Origin of the sequence: Streptomyces sp. NBC_00414, assembly GCF_036038375.1 — a bacterium.
Classification (GTDB): Bacteria; Actinomycetota; Actinomycetes; order Streptomycetales; family Streptomycetaceae; genus Streptomyces.
In genome coordinates this window covers 3,791,670-3,810,968 of the sequence record NZ_CP107935.1, presented here as the reverse complement: position 1 = coordinate 3,810,968, position 19,299 = coordinate 3,791,670, and the positions used below count along the sequence as shown (strand labels likewise).

At 59.5% G+C, this 19,299-nt stretch carries 21 protein-coding genes and 1 pseudogene; 9 read left to right on the top strand and 13 right to left on the bottom strand.

What is annotated here, in order from left to right; all coding sequences use genetic code 11:
• Positions 1-10: 10 nt before the first annotated feature.
• Entirely contained in the window at positions 11-958 is a 948-nt protein-coding gene (gene nudC, locus OHS59_RS16330) for an NAD(+) diphosphatase (RefSeq protein ID WP_328494128.1), read from the top strand.
• Between the two features lie 19 nt (positions 959-977).
• Here the strand turns inward: nudC and OHS59_RS16325 are convergent.
• A pseudogene (locus OHS59_RS16325) lies at positions 978-1,064 on the bottom strand (NrdH-redoxin); the annotation flags it as partial.
• A gap of 149 nt (positions 1,065-1,213) precedes the next feature.
• Here OHS59_RS16325 and OHS59_RS16320 point away from each other — a divergent pair.
• Positions 1,214-2,770: a recombinase family protein gene (locus OHS59_RS16320; protein ID WP_328494127.1), complete on the top strand. Its 1,557-nt coding sequence runs from the start codon at positions 1,214-1,216 to the stop codon at positions 2,768-2,770.
• 235 nt (positions 2,771-3,005) lie between these two features.
• On the opposite strand, the gene OHS59_RS16315 is transcribed toward OHS59_RS16320, so the two are convergent.
• Together OHS59_RS16315 and OHS59_RS16310 are read right to left on the bottom strand one after the other, a co-directional pair.
• Entirely contained in the window at positions 3,006-3,203 is a 198-nt protein-coding gene (locus OHS59_RS16315; RefSeq protein WP_328494126.1) for a hypothetical protein, read from the bottom strand.
• Positions 3,204-3,582: 379 nt separating this feature from the next.
• Positions 3,583-4,017 (bottom strand): ATP-binding protein, encoded by a 435-nt coding sequence (locus OHS59_RS16310; RefSeq protein WP_328494125.1) that lies wholly within the window; start codon positions 4,015-4,017, stop codon positions 3,583-3,585.
• 200 nt (positions 4,018-4,217) lie between these two features.
• On the opposite strand from OHS59_RS16310, the gene OHS59_RS16305 reads away from it, so the two are divergent.
• Positions 4,218-5,075, top strand: coding sequence for a helix-turn-helix domain-containing protein (locus OHS59_RS16305; RefSeq protein WP_328494124.1), 858 nt, complete (start codon positions 4,218-4,220; stop codon positions 5,073-5,075).
• 2 nt (positions 5,076-5,077) lie between these two features.
• Positions 5,078-5,293, top strand: a complete 216-nt coding sequence (locus OHS59_RS16300; RefSeq protein WP_328494123.1) for a DUF397 domain-containing protein — start codon at positions 5,078-5,080, stop codon at positions 5,291-5,293.
• A gap of 66 nt (positions 5,294-5,359) precedes the next feature.
• Here OHS59_RS16300 and OHS59_RS16295 read toward each other — a convergent pair whose 3' ends face one another.
• The 10 genes from OHS59_RS16295 to OHS59_RS16255 all read right to left on the bottom strand — a co-directional run bounded on the left by OHS59_RS16295 (position 5,360) and on the right by OHS59_RS16255 (position 12,249).
• On the bottom strand, positions 5,360-5,536 hold the full coding sequence (locus OHS59_RS16295) for a hypothetical protein (protein WP_328494122.1): 177 nt from the start codon (positions 5,534-5,536) through the stop codon (positions 5,360-5,362).
• A 154-nt stretch (positions 5,537-5,690) separates the two neighbouring features.
• Complete coding sequence (locus OHS59_RS44580; protein WP_443061447.1) at positions 5,691-6,053, bottom strand: WhiB family transcriptional regulator; 363 nt, start codon at positions 6,051-6,053, stop codon at positions 5,691-5,693.
• 3 nt (positions 6,054-6,056) lie between these two features.
• Positions 6,057-6,527 carry a hypothetical protein gene (locus tag OHS59_RS16290; RefSeq protein ID WP_328494121.1) on the bottom strand — a complete coding sequence of 157 codons (471 nt, stop codon included), beginning with the start codon at positions 6,525-6,527 and terminating at the stop codon, positions 6,057-6,059.
• A gap of 1 nt (position 6,528) precedes the next feature.
• Complete coding sequence (locus tag OHS59_RS16285; protein WP_328494120.1) at positions 6,529-8,967, bottom strand: phage/plasmid primase, P4 family; 2,439 nt, start codon at positions 8,965-8,967, stop codon at positions 6,529-6,531.
• A gap of 48 nt (positions 8,968-9,015) precedes the next feature.
• The gene (locus OHS59_RS16280) at positions 9,016-9,207 is read right to left on the bottom strand and encodes a hypothetical protein (protein WP_328494119.1); all 192 of its coding nucleotides are present in this window, start codon (positions 9,205-9,207) and stop codon (positions 9,016-9,018) included.
• Between the two features lie 152 nt (positions 9,208-9,359).
• Complete coding sequence (locus OHS59_RS16275) at positions 9,360-9,554, bottom strand: hypothetical protein (protein WP_328494118.1); 195 nt, start codon at positions 9,552-9,554, stop codon at positions 9,360-9,362.
• Between the two features lie 40 nt (positions 9,555-9,594).
• Entirely contained in the window at positions 9,595-9,831 is a 237-nt protein-coding gene (locus OHS59_RS16270; RefSeq protein ID WP_328494117.1) for a hypothetical protein, read from the bottom strand.
• A 164-nt stretch (positions 9,832-9,995) separates the two neighbouring features.
• Positions 9,996-10,328: a hypothetical protein gene (locus OHS59_RS16265; RefSeq protein ID WP_328494116.1), complete on the bottom strand. Its 333-nt coding sequence runs from the start codon at positions 10,326-10,328 to the stop codon at positions 9,996-9,998.
• Between the two features lie 685 nt (positions 10,329-11,013).
• The gene (locus OHS59_RS16260) at positions 11,014-11,502 is read right to left on the bottom strand and encodes a hypothetical protein (RefSeq protein WP_328494115.1); all 489 of its coding nucleotides are present in this window, start codon (positions 11,500-11,502) and stop codon (positions 11,014-11,016) included.
• A 600-nt stretch (positions 11,503-12,102) separates the two neighbouring features.
• Positions 12,103-12,249 carry a hypothetical protein gene (locus OHS59_RS16255; protein ID WP_328494114.1) on the bottom strand — a complete coding sequence of 49 codons (147 nt, stop codon included), beginning with the start codon at positions 12,247-12,249 and terminating at the stop codon, positions 12,103-12,105.
• A gap of 1,045 nt (positions 12,250-13,294) precedes the next feature.
• On the opposite strand from OHS59_RS16255, the gene OHS59_RS16250 reads away from it, so the two are divergent.
• From OHS59_RS16250 to OHS59_RS16230, 5 genes are all read left to right on the top strand, one after another.
• Positions 13,295-13,813: a helix-turn-helix domain-containing protein gene (locus OHS59_RS16250; protein WP_328494113.1), complete on the top strand. Its 519-nt coding sequence runs from the start codon at positions 13,295-13,297 to the stop codon at positions 13,811-13,813.
• 553 nt (positions 13,814-14,366) lie between these two features.
• A complete protein-coding gene (locus OHS59_RS16245) occupies positions 14,367-15,875 on the top strand; it encodes a hypothetical protein (protein WP_328494112.1) in 1,509 nt (502 codons plus the stop codon).
• 355 nt (positions 15,876-16,230) lie between these two features.
• Positions 16,231-17,703 (top strand): phage portal protein, encoded by a 1,473-nt coding sequence (locus OHS59_RS16240; RefSeq protein ID WP_328494111.1) that lies wholly within the window; start codon positions 16,231-16,233, stop codon positions 17,701-17,703.
• A complete protein-coding gene (locus OHS59_RS16235; RefSeq protein ID WP_328494110.1) occupies positions 17,681-18,271 on the top strand; it encodes a phage scaffolding protein in 591 nt (196 codons plus the stop codon). Before OHS59_RS16240 ends, OHS59_RS16235 begins: the two co-directional genes overlap by 23 nt.
• A 46-nt stretch (positions 18,272-18,317) precedes the next feature.
• Entirely contained in the window at positions 18,318-19,274 is a 957-nt protein-coding gene (locus OHS59_RS16230) for a phage major capsid protein (protein WP_328494109.1), read from the top strand.
• Positions 19,275-19,299 lie beyond the last annotated feature (25 nt).

The window sequence follows — 19,299 nt, the reverse complement described above, 5'->3', positions numbered from 1 at the left end:
GGAAGCACCCGTGACCACCTGGACCGACCACACCGCCGACCGTCCCATCTCGCTCACCGCCCCGAGCGGCATCGACCGGGCCGCCCACCACCGGCTCGACGAGGCCTGGCTCGCCGCGGCGTGGAGCCACCCCACCACCCGCGCCTTCGTGGTCTCCGGCGGTCAGGTCCTCATCGACGAGACGTCCGACGGCACCACCGAACTCGTCATGACCCCGTCCTTCGAAGCGCCCCTCACCGAGGCACACCGTTACTTCCTGGGCACCGACGACGACGGCGTGAGCTATTTCGCGCTCCAGAAGGACACCCTGCCCGGCCGCATGGACCAGTCCGCGCGCGCGGCGGGTCTGCGCGAGGCGGGCCTGCTCCTGTCACCCCGTGACGCGGGCCTCATGGTGCACGCGGTCGCCCTGGAGAACTGGCAGCGGCTGCACCGCTTCTGCTCCCGCTGCGGTGAACGCACCGTGATCGCCGCGGCCGGCCACATCCGCCGCTGCCCCGCCTGCGGCGCCGAGCACTACCCCCGTACCGACCCCGCCGTGATCATGGCCGTGACGGACAACGAGGACCGCATCCTGCTCGGCCGTCAGGTGCACTGGCCCGAGGGCCGCTTCTCCACCCTCGCCGGCTTCGTCGAGCCCGGGGAGTCCATCGAGCAGTCGGTGCGCCGCGAGGTCTTCGAAGAGGCCGGCATCACCGTCGGCGAGGTCGAGTACATCGCCAGCCAGCCCTGGCCGTTCCCCTCCAGCCTCATGCTGGGCTTCATGGCCCGGGCGACCTCGGCGGAGATCAACGTCGACGGCGAGGAGATCGAGGAAGCACGCTGGTTCTCCCGCGAAGACCTGCGGGCCGCCTTCGAGTCCGGGGAGGTCCTGCCTCCGTACGGCATCTCGATTGCGGCCCGTCTGATCGAGCTCTGGTACGGCAAGCCCCTGCCGACGCGCGGAGCGGCCGTCTGAGGCACCTGCCGAACAGGTCCTAGGCGCCGATCTTCTGCTTGACCTGCGCCAGCGAAGGGTTCGTCAGCGTCGAACCGTCCGGGAAGAGGACGGTGGGCACGGTCCGGGGACTTTCCTCCGACGCTGTAGGGCTCTGACCAGGGACGTTTCATATGACGCGGGAATATCGTCCCGTTTTGAGACGTTGCCTGGTCGGTTGGTCACGCGACGGAGGTAGAGGAGACCTCGGGGTGCCCCACCTGAGAGGGGCTTCCCGTGACGAAACGAGCGCTAGGTGTCATCCGACTGTCGGTCGGCAACGTCAATCAGACTGGTGAAGACACGCAACGTCGCAAGATCCACAACCGTTGCGTTGCGGACGAGATCGAGTTGGTTGACTGGGCTGTTGACCTGGACGTCTCGGCAAGTTTCAGCCCATGGGACCGTCCGCACCTCGGGAAGTGGCTCAAGGAACACGTCGATGACTTTGATGTGATCTACGTGTTCAAGCTGGACCGCATCGTGCGGTCCGTTCGGGACCTCTCCAATCTCCTGGACTGGTGCGACGAACACGGGAAGTCCCTCGTGTCGGTGGAAGAGGGCTTTGACCTCTCCAAGCCGTGGGGTCGCACCATCGCGAAGATCCTCGCCGTGCTGGCCGAAGCCGAGCTAGAGATGATCAAGGAGCGCATCTCGAACTCTCGGCTTGCGATGCGGATCAAGGGCCGTTGGCCTGGTGGTCTGGTGCCGTTCGGACGCGTCGCCGTAGCTGCTGAGGACGGGGAGGGTTACACGCTCGAACTTGACCCCAAGTACGGTCCATGGCTGCTCAAGATGATCGAGAAGTTCCAGGAGATCCGGTCGTTCTCTGCGGTGGCTGAGTGGCTGAACGACAACAAGGTCCCGACGTCGCAGGACATCGCGCGCATGCGCGCGGGTGCGGCAGGCAGCACAAACACGCGGCTGAGCAAGGAAAAAGCCAAGCCCCGTGGGTCCAAGTGGACAGCCACGTCCGTACAGGCCGTGCTCACGAACCGGAACCTTCTCGGGGAGTACGTCAGGCGAGACGGAAGCGTGGAGCGCAACGCCGACGGGACACCGATCCTGCGGTCCGTGCCGGTGCTCACCCCGGAGGAGTTCGAAGCACTGCAAGAGATCGTCGCGACCGTCAAGTACGTGAAGGGCGCGACCAACACGAGCCCGCTTCTCGGCGTGATCTTCTGTGCTGGTTGCGAGCAACCGCTGTATTTCGTGAAGGCGAGCGGGAACAAGCGCGCTCGCTTCCGCTGCCAGGGGAACAAGTCCAAGGGCATCCCTGCATGCGCCGGACAGTCGTACCCGGCAGAGCAGATCTACAAGGAAGTCGCGTACATCTTCCTGCGGCAGGTGGGGACGTACACCATCCAAGAAAAGATCAAGCTCTCCGATGACAAATCGGCCGTCGAACTGGCCGTGCTGGAAGGGCGCCTCAACCAGCTCAGTACAGAGTTCAAGACAGGCCACCTGTCAGCATCCGAGTTCGCCGCCATGGCTGCGGAGACGGCTCAGGAACACGAGAAGTTGGCCAACGGGCCGAAGCAGAAAGCTACTTGGGGGTGGCGGGACACCGGTACGACGTTCGCGGACTGGTGGGCTCAGACGGAGGGTGATCCCCAGACACGTCGGGCGCGCATGTTGGGGTGGCGCACCAAGATTCGCCGTGGGCCGACCGGTCTTTGGTACCGCGTCGGGTGGGAGATGCGCGACGAGATCAAGGGCGAAGATGCGGCAAGCGCGCTGTCGACGTACGTCCCTGAGCCCTTGCTGAGGGAGCACCTGAGGCAGGCTGCGTAACGACTGTCAGACGTCCTGAGAGCCCCAACCCTGGATTGCCTGAGGGTTGGGGCTCTGGTCTGCTCTGAGGCTGTCTGAGGACAACAGAGGGCCCTCCTAGCGCCGACTCTAGGAGGGCCCCGTCTGTGGGGTGCAAGAGAGGGACAGCCCCTCGGGGGTGGGAGGCTGCCCCTCTCGTCTGTGGTGGTTCACGACCCTGACGCGGTGTGGTCGCCATACGGACCCGTAACGGGGGTCAGACGGCCGGAAAGTCCGGCGCCTGTGTTGCTTCTCGCGTGACCCTGCGGAACTCCATGTAGGCCACGTAGTCCGCTTCTGCTGCTTCGGGCGAGGGGTAGCCGAACACCGAAGCGATGAACGGGAAACTCTTGCCTTCCCAACGGCAGTAAGCGGCTCTCGCCTGTCGATCAGAGCCCTCAGGCGGACGGCTCATGTGCTGTCTCCCTAGCGGTTGTACCGGTGGCAGAGACACCGACACCGGCGAACGAGCAGGATTCCGCCCCCGTGGATCAAGGGCACGTCTTCCGTCTGCCGACACTCCTTGTGGAGGTCCCGGTAACCGGGTCTCTGGGCTACGGCGCACTCGGCGGACAGGGTGTCGGGATCAGTCGTCCGAAGGGCCATAGCCAAGCCCCTTGATCCGGCATTGATCGCAGGGGAAGGGGCACGGCGGTAACGGCGTCCCTGGGGGCAGCACCACAACCCCGGATGTAACGTCCAGGAGACCGCCGTACTCGGACCACCAACCTTGCGGCGAACCTTCGTACGCCGTGCCCCTCGCCGGCTCAGGCGGGGGTCGACTCTTCCGGAGCCTAAACATGGCCAACTCCGCATCCTGCAAGGGGAGTTGAGGACTTCAGGTCGATCTCGGCGAACACGATCTTCCCGACTACCTGAGGGAGCGCGTCCCAGCGGTCTGCAAGATGCCGCACCAGGATCAGACCGCGTCCGTCTGGTTCCCCTGCTGACAGGGGTTTCACGACCGGGAGTCCGGTCCCCGAGTCCCGGACTTCCACACGGACGTACTCCGGGTTCAGGAAGAGCGTTACGCCGATCTCTCGGCTACCGACAGGGCCGACATGCAGCACGGCGTTGGTCACCAGCTCCGAGACGACCAGGGCGAGATCGTCGACCACCGACTCAGCCAACCCCCAATCGGTGGCGACGGTTCGGACGCGGTCGCGTGCCGTCTTCACGTAGGCGCTTCGGTTCGGGTAGCGCATCCGATCTGTGCGGAATCCGCTCATGATCACCTCTCCAACCAGCCGTGCCACTCAGAGCACTTGACGACCTGTCAAGTTGCTCCCTGCGTTCCGGAACAATCCCTACAGTGGGGGAAAGTCACCCCACGGTGCAAGTCCCCACTTTGAGAGTCACGCATTGTGTTTGCTGTGGGGTAAGCCAGAAGCGAGACTGAGACCTGACGACGACCAGAAGGGGCACAAACGTGCCAGTCAACCGCAATCCGACCGTGCGGCAACGGCGGCTCGGTCGGATGCTGAAAGAGGCCAGAGAGGCAGCAGGGAAGACCCTTGCTCAAACGGCCGGAGTGCTGGACTGCGCGGAATCAAAGGTCAGCCGGATCGAATCTGCACAGAGTGGCGTCCGATCCCTTGACCTCAAAGCACTTTTCGAGTTCTACGGGATCGATGATCAAACCCGGCGCGCACGGTTCCAAGATCTCGCCCGCAACGGGCGGGAGCGCGGTTGGTGGAGCCAGTACGAGGGTTCGCTGAACTCGGCCTATAGCGACCTAATTGCTCTTGAGTGGGACTCGTCGGATCTGTATCTGGTCGAGACGTCCATTCTTCCGGGGCTTCTGCAAACTCCCGCGTACACGGAAGCGGTCGTGCGGATGCAGAGCCCGGATAAATCAGATGCGGACGTTGCCGCCCAGGTCAAGGTGAGAGGACAGAGGCGACAAACCTTTGCCCGCTCAACTCCGTTGCGTATGTGGGCTGTTATCGCGGAAGCGGCCCTAAAGCCGGACCTGGGTAACGGCATCATGCGGGAACAGCTTGAATCGCTTCTCGCCATGGCGCGAGAGACGAATATCCAAATCCAAGTACTCCCGTCCAGCGCGTCTATCAATGTCGCACTTTACGGACCGTTCGGAATTCTCGCGTTCCCGGAGCCGGTTGAGACCGACATTGTCTATCGGGACGATCTCATGAGCATCGTCTATTACGAGGACCCGAGTCAGGTCGAGTTCTACACGGCGTTGTTCCGTCGGCTCAACTCGGAAGCGCTCCCCGTGGAACAGTCACTCTCTCTCATCAAAGAGCACATCAAGGAAATGGACTGACGATGTCAGCTATCAGCGACTCCACCACAACTGAGTACGACTGGTTCAGGTCCAGCTACTCAAACGGAGACAACAACTGTGTCGAGTGCGCCAACGTCCCGGGCATAGTTCCCGTCCGTGACAGTAAGAGGCCCGAGGGTCCGGCCCTGATTTTCTCTGCGGCTCCCTGGGGCGCGTTCGTGGCCTCCGTGAAGGCAGACGCCACCCCGAGCGTCTGAGGCCGGCTCAGAGCGGCGCAGGCACAAAGAAGCCCCCACCGTTTCGGGTGGGGGCTTTCTCATGTCCTAGATGGAGCTGACTGCCATGGTGTCATCCTTGGTGCCGTCCGAGTAGTCGGCGTGAATCCTGAAGTGCTCGGCAATGGCCTTGTTGCCCCAACTGTTGGCGGTGTACATCGCTCCGCCACAGACGCGGGCAGTCGGGTTGCAGATCGTGCAGACAATGACCATTTCGTTGCCCATGAACGCGATGGTGGTGAGATCTTTGATACTCAGGGTGATGCATCCTTTCGGAAGAAATTAGTTCAGTGGCTTCACCTCATCCCGGTGGTTACTGGTGCTGCTGATCCCGCAGCGTGACGTATGGCGTGCAGGGTGGGGGCTACTCACCCTTGGGCTAAATGTTGGTCAGTTTGGACAGAGCGTCGAAATCGTGCTTGTGGTCCTTGCGTTGGCCGTGGGTGGTCGCTCCCCAAATCCCGAGCGGACGCATGAGGCATGCCGCCCGTAGACACGTGAGCTTGACCGGGCACGCGCGGCAAATCGCCTTTGCCTCACGCACACGCTTGTTGAGCGGATGCCCGGTCGACGGAAACCACAGTTCGGGATCAGGGTGCGACGCGCAAGACGCATCGTCCCTCCAATCGCTACCGACAATGGCAGTGGCACGGGCTGCTGTTGCCGTGATCCTGTTGAAATGAACCTCGGCTTCACGGGCCTCTGCTTCACCTGAGGGTAAGTCGCCTAAGTTGTCTTCCATGGGTCATGCCCTCAATCCCTCCCGCATAGGTACTTCCTGAGGGAGGCACACGTTCAGGAACGTTGGCCAATCTTTGGGATAGATGAAATAAGTCGCGCACATGCCGGGGTTGTAAGGGTCGTTTTCCGTGCTGAACAAAAGGCTGTAGCCCAGTCGTTCCAGAGCAGTTTCCAGCCTGTTCAGGTGGATTTTCAGACGTTCTTCGGCATGCTGTCCCCTGTCGCTTCGGTACGGGTGGAAAAGCAGACCCTCCGGCGACCTTTCATAACGTCGGATCACGTGCCCATGGGAGAAAACATCTTCGTAGTCCATGCATACCAACTTGTGTACTACGGAAGTTTCACCGCTCTTGAACAAGACACAGAAACAAAGCGGCCATTCGTGAGATACAGACAAGCTGAACTCATCAGCCCAAGCCCTCACCACTTCTGGTTTGCTGTTCTTGTTCGTGTACCAAACGTGCTTCCTAGCCATGTCACTTCTCCTTTGGTTTAATTCCGGTGAAGCCTGAGGTGACTTCCTTCTTACCGGTCTCCGGATTGACTCCGAAATTGATGGACTTCTTATATTCAACTTGTAATCCGATGATGGTTTGAGTAACCTTCTTGACGGTCCACTCAAGTCGGTCATCCCCGTCGTAGGACTCCACGAACATCCTGTGGAAGTCGGAGCACTTCACTTTGTCCTTGGGGTCACTGGTGCGAACCCATTTGTCGAAGAAATACGCGTTCACAGGGTTGTTGTCGAGATACGCACGAGTGGTCTCCTGAATACTCTCCGGCACGTCGACCGACAGAGGACGTTCACGCCACATGCGGTAACCCTCAGCCATCCAATTGATGATGCCCATGCGCTCACGCGCCACGACCCAACGGAAGAAATCAACGCCACCAGTTAAGGACTGCTGCTGTGTCTTCTGAGTCGGAGTAATCGGAACGTTCCACGGGACCACCACAAGGCGAGTGATGAGTCCTGAGTCCAGGTCCATCTTCACGTTGGCATTCGTGGTGATGAAGACTTTTCCCGTGTGGTTGAAGCCGAACGGGTCCCCGTAGAGGAATCGTCCGTTGTCCGGTCCGCCCGCAGCGATACTCTTGATCAAGGAAGAGTTGATCTTCTGTCGTGAATCCCACTCATCGAGCAGCACCATGCGCTTGTGGAAAAGGTTCCCCTTCTTTTCGGGGTTCTCCTCGCCACTGGCATAGAAGAGATTCTTGTCAGCGGAGTACGCAAACGGTCCCAGGATCTCACTCAAGATCAGGTCGTACGTGGACTTACCCGCGTCCGCGATACCCTGGTCAATCCAGAACTTCTTCTCCGAGGTGGAGGCAGACAGGGCATACCCCGCACGGCGCTGTAGGTAATCCCTGACAGCGGGGTCGGGCTGAGCGCGCTTCAAAAATTCTAGGAAGTTAGTGCAATCAGTAGAGCCCGCGTAATCCCACGGAAGGTAGGTGGTCACCTTGTCTTCCTTGCGGGTCCTGCGGAATTTTCCGCTCTCCAGCTCCAACACGCCATTGCGGAACGGAAGAACGTCACCCTGAGCGTCGAACTCCTTGGACGAGAGCGAGCTGATGTATTCGTTGGCGTTGCTCGGTGTCTCGTAGTTCAACACCTTCAAGACGGAGTCCTGAGCGGCTGTATTGGCATTGGCCCTCTTACAGAAGCCCTCGAACACGTCCTTCCACGTGGTGTCTTTGCCTGGAACCATCGGTTCGTCTGGCCACTGGTCGCCCTCGGTCTCCCTCAGATTGAAGAACACATCCGTGACCAAGTGCTGAACGGGAGACTTGTCCTTAGCGCTTTCGGACGGGCGTCCTAGCTTCCAGAACCCCGTGCGCTCCGAGTACGCGGCGAACACTCCGCGGTCGGTCATGTACCCGAAATTGTCTCCGTGCTTGGCCAGTAATCGGCTGTAGTTCCCAGGGAGATCAAGCGAGTAGCGACGGGTGAAGCACCCTTTGTAGACGTTGCCCGACGTGCCCAACAAATCTTCCACACTATCGGGGTTTTGCTCAGCGCGGTTGAACGCACTCTCGATGGTGGCTACCGCGCGGTGGTCGGGGTGACCCCCTTTGTACGCGGCATCTGCGAGCGCTTCTCGGATGAAGTCTTCATCGGCCAACTCGGCAAAGACGAGTGAGAAGAGCTGATGTCCCACCCATAACAGGGTGTTGTTTTGTGTTCCATCCTCGGCGGTGATGATGCGATTCAGACGCGCTTCGACGAAGCGTCGCACGTCCTCGGACATCTCCTCAGCCTCGGCAAGGTCGTAGACCCTAACGGGACCCTTCGGCTTACGGGGCTGCTGTAGCTCCGCGATGCGGTCGAGAAGCCACTGAGGGGCCTGTGCCGGCTTCGCAGAACTCAGGACGCGGTATTGCCCCTTCTCGCCACGAGAGGGCGGCAGAAGGGCATATCCGCCCGTTCCCTTAATATCGATTCCGGGCCACGGTGCGTGCTCGCCCGTGTGGTTGCGTACGTCCATACCCTCAGGCATGGGGAACGTGTAGTGAGTGCCGCCCGACTGGGACAGGTGCATCTCGGTTTCGGGGATCGGTCCGTGTTCGTCAATCAGCTTCTCTAGGCTCTCCAATCCGCCGTTCTTGAGGTCAATCTCCATGACGAAAATGTCGCTGGGGGTCCCCGTGGCCTGAGCGATACAAGGAGCGTCTGCGTAATCACCAGTCAACCAATCGGTTAGGACTGCGGGATCATCGGTGGCGCTGTAGAAGGAGTGGCATACGCCGTAAGGATCTTTAATGCAAGCACACACTTCACGGTGTGCAGCGTGGCTCTTGTAGGGAGCGCAATCGGTGCACAGTCCTAAGGGGATCTTGTCCGAGGACATGAGCAGGATTTTTCGTCCCCTGGCCAGATAGTCAAGAGCTGAGGTTAATAATGGGTGAGTCATAGCGACACTCCTTTTCGACCCGACAGCGGGTCATAGGTTGGGTGGGGGTTAGTGATTGCTGCTGCGGGTTGAGCCTGTGGTGGGCTCGATGTAGTCGTACGGGTCATATCCCTGGTCTTCCAGGTATCGGGAAACGATGTCCCGCAGTAACTCTCCATCGGACTTGCGAGCCCTGGTGGCGTAGTCGTGTACGGCACGGGCCTTGTAATCCTCGATACGGAATGCTTTGGGCACCATCATGGTGAATCTCCTTAGGTTTGTTTGTGTTGTAAACGGAAAGCGGCGAAAGAAAATCCCGGTCTGCATGACCGGTTCTCAACCTGTAATACATATGGTACGGCAATGATCCTTCGCCGCTTTCCGCAAGTGCGGTTGCCCGCGTGTGGAGCTAATTAAGGCGTTGGCATAGGGGTGTGCGCTTGGCGCTTCGCACCGCATTCGTCGCACGGGCACATTGCGCGACGATAGGCGTCCTTCCTATCGAGATACGCCAACTGCGCTTCCATTTCTTCACGCTCTTCGCGCTTCTCCTGCTCAAGTGCCATCATCTCGCGTGCTTCACGTGCTTCAAGGTCGTACTTGGACATGGTGGTTCCTTTCAAAAGGTGTGTGCAAGGTAGGGGTGTATCAGGATGCCCAGGGTAGGAACGGCTTGTCGTCCCACTCGTCGGGTTCAAATTGGCTCTCGTCGTAGTAAGCCTCGTGGGCCAAACGGAGAGCCCATAGCTCTCCCTGAGCGTCCTCCCAGTGGAGGTCATCCACCTTGACCAGGGTAAGGAGATCCCAAATGAATTCCTCCATCGTCCCTTGACCCTTGGTGGTGGACTGGTAGATCTCCCACGCTAAGCGTGCGTGGTCTGCCATTTTTCGGTTGTAGGAGGATGGTTCTGATACGCGATGCATGAGGGTCCTTTCGAGGGTTATTCCTTGTTGAACTGCATTGATATAAGTATACCAGTAATGTCCGGTTTGCCTTTCCGCAACTTTTTTAGCCGGAGCCTACTTACCTGGGGTTTATCGAGGGATTTTCAGAGCCCCTGTGCGGACTGCTCTGCCGCAAGCTGAGCGGCAAGGGCATTGAACGCCGTGACATAACTCTTCGCCGCTATCAGAACGGTGCGGTCGCCGGAGAGCGGGAAGTTCCTCACGTCCCCGTCCGCGTAGACAAGGACCACCGATGCGGCACCCTTGTTCTTACGCCCCGTGAGTGCAGCGGACGCGCCGAGGGTTGCGGCACCCGCTACGAGACGGGTTGCTGTCCAGGATTTGTGCGCACCCGCGTCGAAGAACTCAGCGGTGGCTCCGAGCACGGGCCCGTACCGCGTGATGCCGTACTCCGAGGACGGCCAGGGCTTGAGCATGGACGCTCCGCGCATCGTCTTCTCCGCAGGGTGGGCCTCCCGCCACGCGGCCAGGGCCCGCTTCGCTTCCTGCTTCTCGGCCTTACGCGCCTTGGCTTCTGGTGACCTGGAAAACATGGGTTCCTCCGCTTTGATCCGGGGTGGGAAGCGGATAGAACCACTCAAAAAATTCCGACGTCAAGCGGCTCCCAGGCGGCCCCCAGAGGCCCGTACAGGGGTCGACCGCGGGTCCGGCACTCACCCGCCGGCCAGACCTCGCAGGGCCTCAGAGGGCCCGTGCAATTTGTTGAGGGCGCGTCGAGGGGGTCTCGCCCTGGTGGTGCGTGCCCCGTGTCGTGGTTCGGCCCATGTATGAGGTACGGTCTGCCGCCCTTGGGGGTCGACCGGACCCCGTGAATAGGTTCGTGGGATCGGTCCCGAACGTAGGAGTATCTGCGGGGCCTAACACCGCATGTAGTTCTACCGTGGAGAGATGACCCAGCAACGAGCGTTCAGCGACGAAGAACGAGCCGAGTACGAGTCACCGTGTCCGGAGTGCGGGGAGGCTCGAAAGGTCGACTGGCTTACCCCAGACTCGTTCAGCACGGGGCCCACCGAGCACTACATCCGATTCGAGACGTGCCGGAACCCCGAGTGCCCGAAGAGCCCCGATTATGATTCCGACTGAGTTACCCACGGGAGGGCTTCAGGGAATGTCGATGCCTGTCCACTTGGATACCACCCAGGAATTATCGGCTAGCTGAACACGTACTCGTGCGCGGTAGAAACCATCTCGGTGGAAACGGTGAACGTGTACCTCCTCATCAGTAAATCTGTACACAATACGGGTTCCGTCGTGGGCAGGTACCTGCGGATTCTCCGGGAGAGGGAAGTAGGTCCGTTCGATATACCGACCGCGATCCCCACGACTTTTCCACCAGAACTTTGAAATCTGCTGTATTTGCAGAACCCCACCGGTTGGGAAGGTGATGGGGCTTTGGCCTCGATTGATCAAGATCAACATCATTTCGAGAGTCTTGCTTCCGGTATCCCAGTCTCTATCCCAAACCAATTTTGGCTTGGCGATCAAGCGTGGAGGGACACGTCGGTAGGTGGCCCATGAGGCCAACATGTTGAAGCCCGTGAAGAGGGCACTGCCACAGGCCACCAACAGGGCCCATTGCGCGGTTGTCATGAGGGCAGGATGCCCAACCCGCCATGTGCGGCATGCCGGACTTGAGGAACCTCAGCGCTTGGGCCGGCGCGGGAGTCACGCGCCCGTACGTGGTGCAGCTCGGGGACGACCAGGAGCGGGGAGGCTCGACGCGTCCGGGGTGCATACGGAGCGCCCCCGCGTTGGTCTCCGAGGGCTCTGTGTACCGTCGTCTTCGCCTGGTCCCACCCCGGTGGGGGCGAGCGAGCGGGGGTTCCGGTCCGGTGTGGGGCCGGACCGGGGCCGCCCGCGGTGGTTGGGCGGTGGGTTACCCCGCTCGGAAGTCCCTCCAAGCGTCCCGGACCCTGCCCCATGACTGGATTGTCTTCACCGCTGTGTCACTCAGGCATACCAGCAAGAGCCCCAACGCGACGATCACCCCTGTCACCAGTACCACCAACGCGCTTACGTTCACGAACTCGGTCGCCTCTCGCTGCTCGGTCCGACCGTGCTGCGGTCGGTCGCCCTGTGGGAGCACGTCCAACGTAGGTACGTCAGTTGAGGGGCAACGACCAAAACGCGATCTTCGGCACCCTCGGATTGAGACTTCTCAGCAGATCTCGTGGGTGGGGCGGTAGGGGACTACCGCCCCCGGAACGCGCGGTAGGCGTCGCGCACCTTCGCGACCGAGCTGATCACCTTCACCGCGGTGTCGCTCGCGTGGGACGCGACGACCCCCACTCCGACGAGAGCCCCCGTCGCCACCAACACCCACGTGCCTACGTCCATGCGCTGTACTGCCTCTCGTTTCCGGGCACCCCGAGGACACCCCGCACCGGGGTGTCTGAACTAGGGAGTTGGGCGCCGCTGGTCGAAAACCCTAGAGCGCGGTGGACGCATCTGTCGCGCACAGTTGGCTTCATTGAGGTAACCGTGAGTAGCTGCAAGCTCCGGTGCAGGTGAGAGACCCCAAAGGCCCAGTGATTTCAGTCAATCGGCCTAATCGGTGGGCGAACGGAATGCTTCTCTCCGGTCTTGGTGGTGGGTGCCGGACGTAAGCGGCACGTCGACCGTCGGTTAGGAGGGGTGGTAGGAGTGCGGGTAGGAGAGCTATCTCCTACCTTTTAGCCCAGGGGTAGGAGATGAATCGAGTCTTCTCCTACCTATATAACCGCAGGTCAGAGGCGGTTTCGGGCCAAAAGGTAGGAGAGGTAGGAGATAATTCGCGAAGAGTTTTTTCAGAGAAGAGATATCCCCTCCTTAATCTCACAGAACTTTTCTCTATAACTACTCCTACTCTCCTACCTTTTCTTAAAAAATAAAGAAGAAAATATATATAAGTGCAGGTCAGAGCGTTGTAGGTAAAGAAAATCGAGGTAGGAGAAGGGTAGGAGATAGGGCCAAAAAGGTAGGAGATAGCCCCGAAAAGGTAGGAGAAGGGGTAGGAGATGGGGTAGGAGATAAGGGAAATGTAAGGGTCGACTTGCCATTGAGGGGGGCTGCAAGGCACCTGGATCGGCTATCAAGCCCTATGCGAGTTACCAACTAAGCGGTTGCTTAGCAGCTCATGCGACTTGCGGAAGGCGGGAAAGGGGTTGGGGTTTATCATTTAGGTAAGGACCAAAGGGCGCATTGACCCCTTACCCCTCTGTTTTGTGTATGTCAAGCCGATTCGGAAAACTTTTTCCATGATTCTTTGACCCCTCTACCCACATTTACCCTGCAAATTTGCTATTCAACCCTGGATTAAAAGGCACTGGAGTTTACCCGCCTTTTGTTCCTTATCTATTCTTTATGCACCCACTATTCACCCCTATACAGAAAAGGAAAAGCTATGGCTACAAAGCGTTATGGCAAGTTAGGTAATCCGGCTCAGCGTTCCGAAGTGCGACTAAAAGCCTATGAACTCAGCCTGAAAGGCAAATCCAATACCGCCATTGGTGAGGAGTTGGGCGTCTCGCGTGAAACCGTGCGCACGCTCATCAAGGAATACATTGACGGTCTCACGGTCCCCATGGCAGAGCAGATGCGTAAGAGCGAGGATGACAAGCTCAACCGCCGTGAAGCCCTCCTGTGGGCTCTCAGGGACGAGAAGTACAAGGTTGTCAGTCACGGCAAGGTAGTCATCGACACGGCCACAGGCGAGCCCGTAAAGGACATCGACCCATTGCTCAAGGTTGATACTGCCCTCGGTCGCATTGCCGAACGACGTGCCTCGCTATGGGGACTCAATATGCCAACCAAGACCGAGCACACCGTAACTACTACATCTGTAGTGGAACCATCCATCCTCAATGCAATGGAAGAACTGGCAATCAAAGATGCTAAGCGAATTCTCGGAACCGCTGACTAATTCCGCTGGCCATTTCTGTGCACCCCGATTCGTGACCGTGCGTCAGTGCATAAGCGTGCTGGTCTTTCCTCACGACCAATGGTTGCCTGAGGCAATGAGTTCGGCCGGCGGGGTACGGCCGCTCTCCTTGCTCCCCTCGCGATCTCGCGCGTCCAGGCCAGCCAAGCACATCGTTGCAGGTCACAGCCCTGGCAGTTTCTTTCAGAGCCTTGGTGATCTTGGAATGCCAGACCGTACGCACGGTCTGCTTGCTTCCCTCCCGACGCGCGACCGCATATCCATGCGCGCTCGTTATGCATCGCATAAGGATGCACTGGTCAGAGCCGATCTTGGCCGCTAAAACGTCGAACTTAGTTGGGGCGAGTTAGTGAAAGCAAAGTGGATGGGGGGTACACCTAGATTTGACAATCCTGGAAAAGCACAGGAGAAGCGGCATTCCAATCTCTGACCAGTCGCGAAAACCCAAACCCCGCCCCACCCATGCCAACCGCACACCGACGGGAGGACACCCCACCACGAGAGGAAACCGATGGACCCCATTTTTGAGCGTCATATGAAAGACCTGGACCCTGAAGCACTGGCTAGCAGCGCGGAGTATCGCCGCTTCGCTTGTAAGGATGACCCCATCAGGTTCGCGCTGTTGTACTTACCCGACTCGGTACGCGATCCGGACACGGGGGAAATCAGCTTCTCCCCGGTCCATGAGGAGTGGGCAGAGCTAGCCAAGCAGTGGAACCGCCCCGGGCCCAAGAAGCCCGCTGAGAACCGGCACATCATCGTGGCTCCCAGGAACCTGGGAAAGTCCACGTGGTGGTATCTCGTGTTCCCGATTTGGTGGGCTGCGTACGGGTACAGCAAGTTCACGGTGGCGTTCGCCAACGCCGACACGCAGGCTCAGAGCCATCTCCGCACGTTCCGCAAGGAGTTGGACGAGAACGAGCGCCTACGTGAGGACTTCCCGGAGCTGTGCGCCCCCAAGAGGCGCGTGCGAGGCATGTCGGATGGGGACTCTGCGGGAGCGCGCTTCTGTGGCAGTGGCTTCGTGTTCATCGCGAAGGGAATCGACTCCAGCAACCTCGGTATGAAGGTGGGAAACCTCCGACCGGACTGCATCGTCATCGACGACGTCGAGCCCGACGCGGCCAACTACTCCGCCTACATGAAGGCTCAGCGCCTCACCACGATTCAGAACGCCACGCTGCTTCTCAACCGCCGTGCAGACGTCGTCTGGACGGGGACAGTCACCATGCATGGATCATGCGTGCACGACGCTGTGAGGCACGCCAAGGGGGAGACCTCCACAGACCTTGACTGGGTCCAGGAGGAGCGGTTTCAGGTCCACCACCACAAGCCGTTCATCGAGGACCCCACCACGGGCGCCGAGTCCTCGGTGTGGCCGGACAACCCCCTGTTCGACCTGGACGAGATGAACGCGATCAGGCACACGTCGTCGTTCAAGCTCAACTTCGAGAACGACCCCCTTGGTGCTGCGGGTCTGCTGTGGCAGCCCGGAGACATCCGCTACGCGGACTTCCCGTGTGACGTCGGGACGTACATCTCCGTGGACCCCATCGTGTCGAAGGGCAACCTGAAGTCCGACCTGACGGGTGTGGCCGTGGTGGGCATCGCCTCAGCTACCGACCAAGACCCCATGCGGGCCCTGGTGAAGCTCGCTGTGGGTGTCCGCATGACGGGTAAGGATCTGAAGCTCTACCTCGAAGGTGTCATGAAGTCCTTCCCAGAGGCGACGTGCCTCCTGGTTGAGACGAACCAGGGTGGAGACCTCTTCAAGGAAGTGTTTGAGGATCTGCGCATCCGCACCGTCACGTACAAGGCTTCTGAGAACAAAGAAGTACGAGCCGGCCGTCTCTTGCAGCTCTACCAGTACCGACCCAACCCGCTGGTGTATCACCTAGATCGCTTCCACCAAGCGGAGACCGAGATGTTCACCTACCCCAACATGGGCGACGACATCACGGACGCCATTGGGGGAGCGGTCTTGAGGTCTCTCAAGCCGGAGAAGCGCAGGGTGGCCCGCATGGACATGCGCTATCCCACCTAGTTCCGAGATGCAGAACGTCACTTGAGAAATGTCCTTTATAATATGAAGTGAGAGAAGATAGCGTTCCGCTCCTGTGACTCCGACACCTATACGGCTTCTTTCGTCCTTTCAGAGCCGTGTTCGTAGAGCCAGGGGCGGGACGCCTCTCTACCCCAGTCGACCAGCCGAGGTTCCTCGTAGTGCCCTCTGCCGATTCCCTCGGCTGGTTCACCCCTCATTCTCACGCTCCCGGTTGTGGAGCGTGCTCAAACAAGTTGCCAGGTGTGGCGCTACCCCCATTCCTATGAACTCCGGATCACGGCAGGTTTCGCCCATTCCAAAGGAGGTCGAGTTACCAAGAATTTAGGTGAGCTGTATGCGTATGCCTGTAGAGCCAGGTTCTGAACCTGACTTAATCGGCCTGGACACCCTCCATGTCGACTATCTCGAACTGTGCCAAGCACGACCGGAGTACGACCGGGCGGATGCCTTTTATCAAGGCAACATCGAGGAGAAATATGCGAGCCCACGGGTTGCGCAACTTCTCAACCGCTTCGGGCTGAACGACTTCCCGAGCTTCAATCTGGCACACATCGCGGTAGACGCGCTCACAGATCTCCTTCACCTGAACTCTGTGACCGTCGAGAACAACAGTCTTGACAACGTCCTGGACGACGTCCGCGACTCCAACGACCTTGACGAAGAGCTACCGGTCCTCTTGCTGAACGCATGCAAGTTGGGCGACGCGTACTTGTTCGTCTGGCCTGACACCGACATCGAGGGAACCCCCGTCGGTGTCCGCATGGAACAGCAGGACCCCCGTACCGCCCGCGTCTTCTACAGCGTGGAGAACCCGACCCTGATGGACCGGGCGATTCAGTCATGGGAGACCGGAGCCAAAGAGACCCTGCGCATCCGTGCGAACCAGTACTTCCCTGACCACATCGAACGCTGGGTGCACAAGGGCAAGGTGCCCAAGGACCCCAAGCGTGCGAAGTGGATTCCGTTCACTGAGGATGGGGCGCCGGCTCACCTGCCGAACCCCTTCGGACAGGTGCCGTACTTCCACTACAGGACCGCGCGCCCGTACGGCATCCCGCTGCACGTGAACGCGTACGCCCCGCAGCTCGCCATCGACAAGTTGGTTCGCAGCCACTTGGCGACCGTGGACTACCAGTCCTTCCCGCAGCGCTATGCACTGGTCGACCCTGCGGCAGACCTCAGTGGCTCTCAGAGCGGCGATTTCGCCCCGGAGCATCCGAGGGACGGCTCCAACCCCGAGGTACCCGTACAGAGCCAACTAGACGCTTCCCCCAACGCCCTCTGGAATCTTCAGGGTTACAAGGAAGTCGGACAGTTCGAGGCTGCTAATCCGGATCACTTCTTGAAGCCTCTCGACCGCTACATCAAGGTGTTGGCTCAAGCGACACAGATTCCGTTCCAGGCGTTCGACAGCACCGGAGACGCAATCTCCGGCGAGAGCCGACGTGTGGCCAATGAGTCCATGTACAACCGCGTCGAGCACCTACAGCGAAGCTTCGGCTCAACAATCCGTCGCTCTTACCAGTTCGCCTTAGAGGTGCTGGGAGAGGACACCGGAACCCCGATTCAGGTGAATTGGCGTCCGGTCCGCAACATCAATGACCTGAACGGTATTCAGATGTTGCTTCTGAAGATGCAGCTTGGCGTACCTCGTGACGAGCTTCTGTCTGAGGCCGGATACGACAGCCGAACCATTGACGAGTGGCTGGCTCAGGAAGAGCCGACCACCGATACCAACACGAAAGTTTCCCAGGATGGGGACCCATTAAAAGGAGTAGAACCACATGACAGCAACGACATCGAATGACTCAGCCGATGACCTCGAAGACGACGTGATCGATGACGACACCGACGTTGAGGATTGGGCACCGCCCGCTCGTGACGAGTGGGAGCGCATTACAGCAGAGGCCAAAAAGGCCAACTCTGAGGCTGCGACCCGTAAGCGTCTTCTGCGTGAACTCGGCTATGACAAGAACGGCAACCGCATCGAGGGTGCCGCGGTGGTCGACGACGCAGCCAAGCCGGTAGTTCAACCGGTCGACACCAAGACTGTGGAGACCGGCCTCGCCAAGAAATACGAGGCTATCTACAGCGGTCTCGCTGGTGCCGGGGTTCCGGCCGGACAGCTCGGGCGTCTCGCCCGATTCATCGACACCTCTTCCGTGCTCATTGATGAGGACGGCATCGAGGGTCTATCTGAGCAGATCGAGTCTCTGAGAACCGACTACCCCGAGTTGTTCAAGCGTCAGCGTCAGAAGGCGCCCGATGCGAACACCGCAGGTGCCGGTAAGAAGACCGTATCCAAGGCTTCCAATACTGGAAGTTGGGAGGACGAAGCAAGGCGCCGTATCGAAAACGGAACTTTCTTCAACTAACCCCTAGCGCGCAGGGACCGCGCTCAAAGTCCCAGGTTACTGCCGAGTGGAGGCGATCTATCGAAACTACTTAGAAAGGTTGGCCTCCCTCATGGCTGTATCTCTAACCAACTGGATTCCCATCGAGTGGTCCAGTGAAGCATTACAGCGTGTCTCGCAGAACTCTGCCGTTGAGACCTACGCACGCGCCTTCAATATGACCACTGACACTCAGCGCGTACTCCGTTCTCTCGGAGCCGACGTTGGTACCGGTGGAACTTACACCGACGACTCAAGCGTCAACGACTACGTCCTACTCGACGCGGTGAAGTTCACCGGACAGTTCAAGATTGACGAAGATGACCTGTCAGACGCTGACTCCGTCATCAACACTATTTCCGTCAAGTCAACTGACTGGGCAACTTCTTATGCCGTCGCGTTCGACAACTCTTGTCTAGCCGTTACCGCTGCTGCCAACGGAACCACTGTTCCGTTCACCTCTGTCTACAAGACCGTTCGTACCAATGGTGAGACTGGTGAGGGTTACACAGCAGACGACAACTACGTTGCATACAACGGAACTGCCTCTGCCGCGTACGACCAGCTTTCCAGCGTTGTTGCCAAGGTTGAGCAGGGTCTCTACTTCAACTCATCACGCGCTCTCGTTGTCGCTCACAACGCGTTCCGTGCCGTATTCCGTGGTGCCAAGGACACATCCGGTATGCCGATCTTCATTCAGGGAATCGCCGGTACTCCGGACACTCTGTTTGGTATTCCGGTTGCTTGGAGCAACGGAGCCAAGACTTCTGCGACTCGTTCCGCAGCGCCCGCCGGTAACCCCGTTCTCGTTGTGGTTGGTGACACTGACGCTCTTATGCGCGGTGACCGTCTATCTCCTGAGGCATTGGTCGACCGTGCGCGTGCTCACGACAGCACTGACCAGACCGCATTGAAGCTACGTGTGCGTAAGGCATTCGAGGTTTCTCACCCTGCGGCTGTGGCGGTTCTGGAGAAGACCGCGTAAGTCGCCTGATCAAGAACGCCGGAGA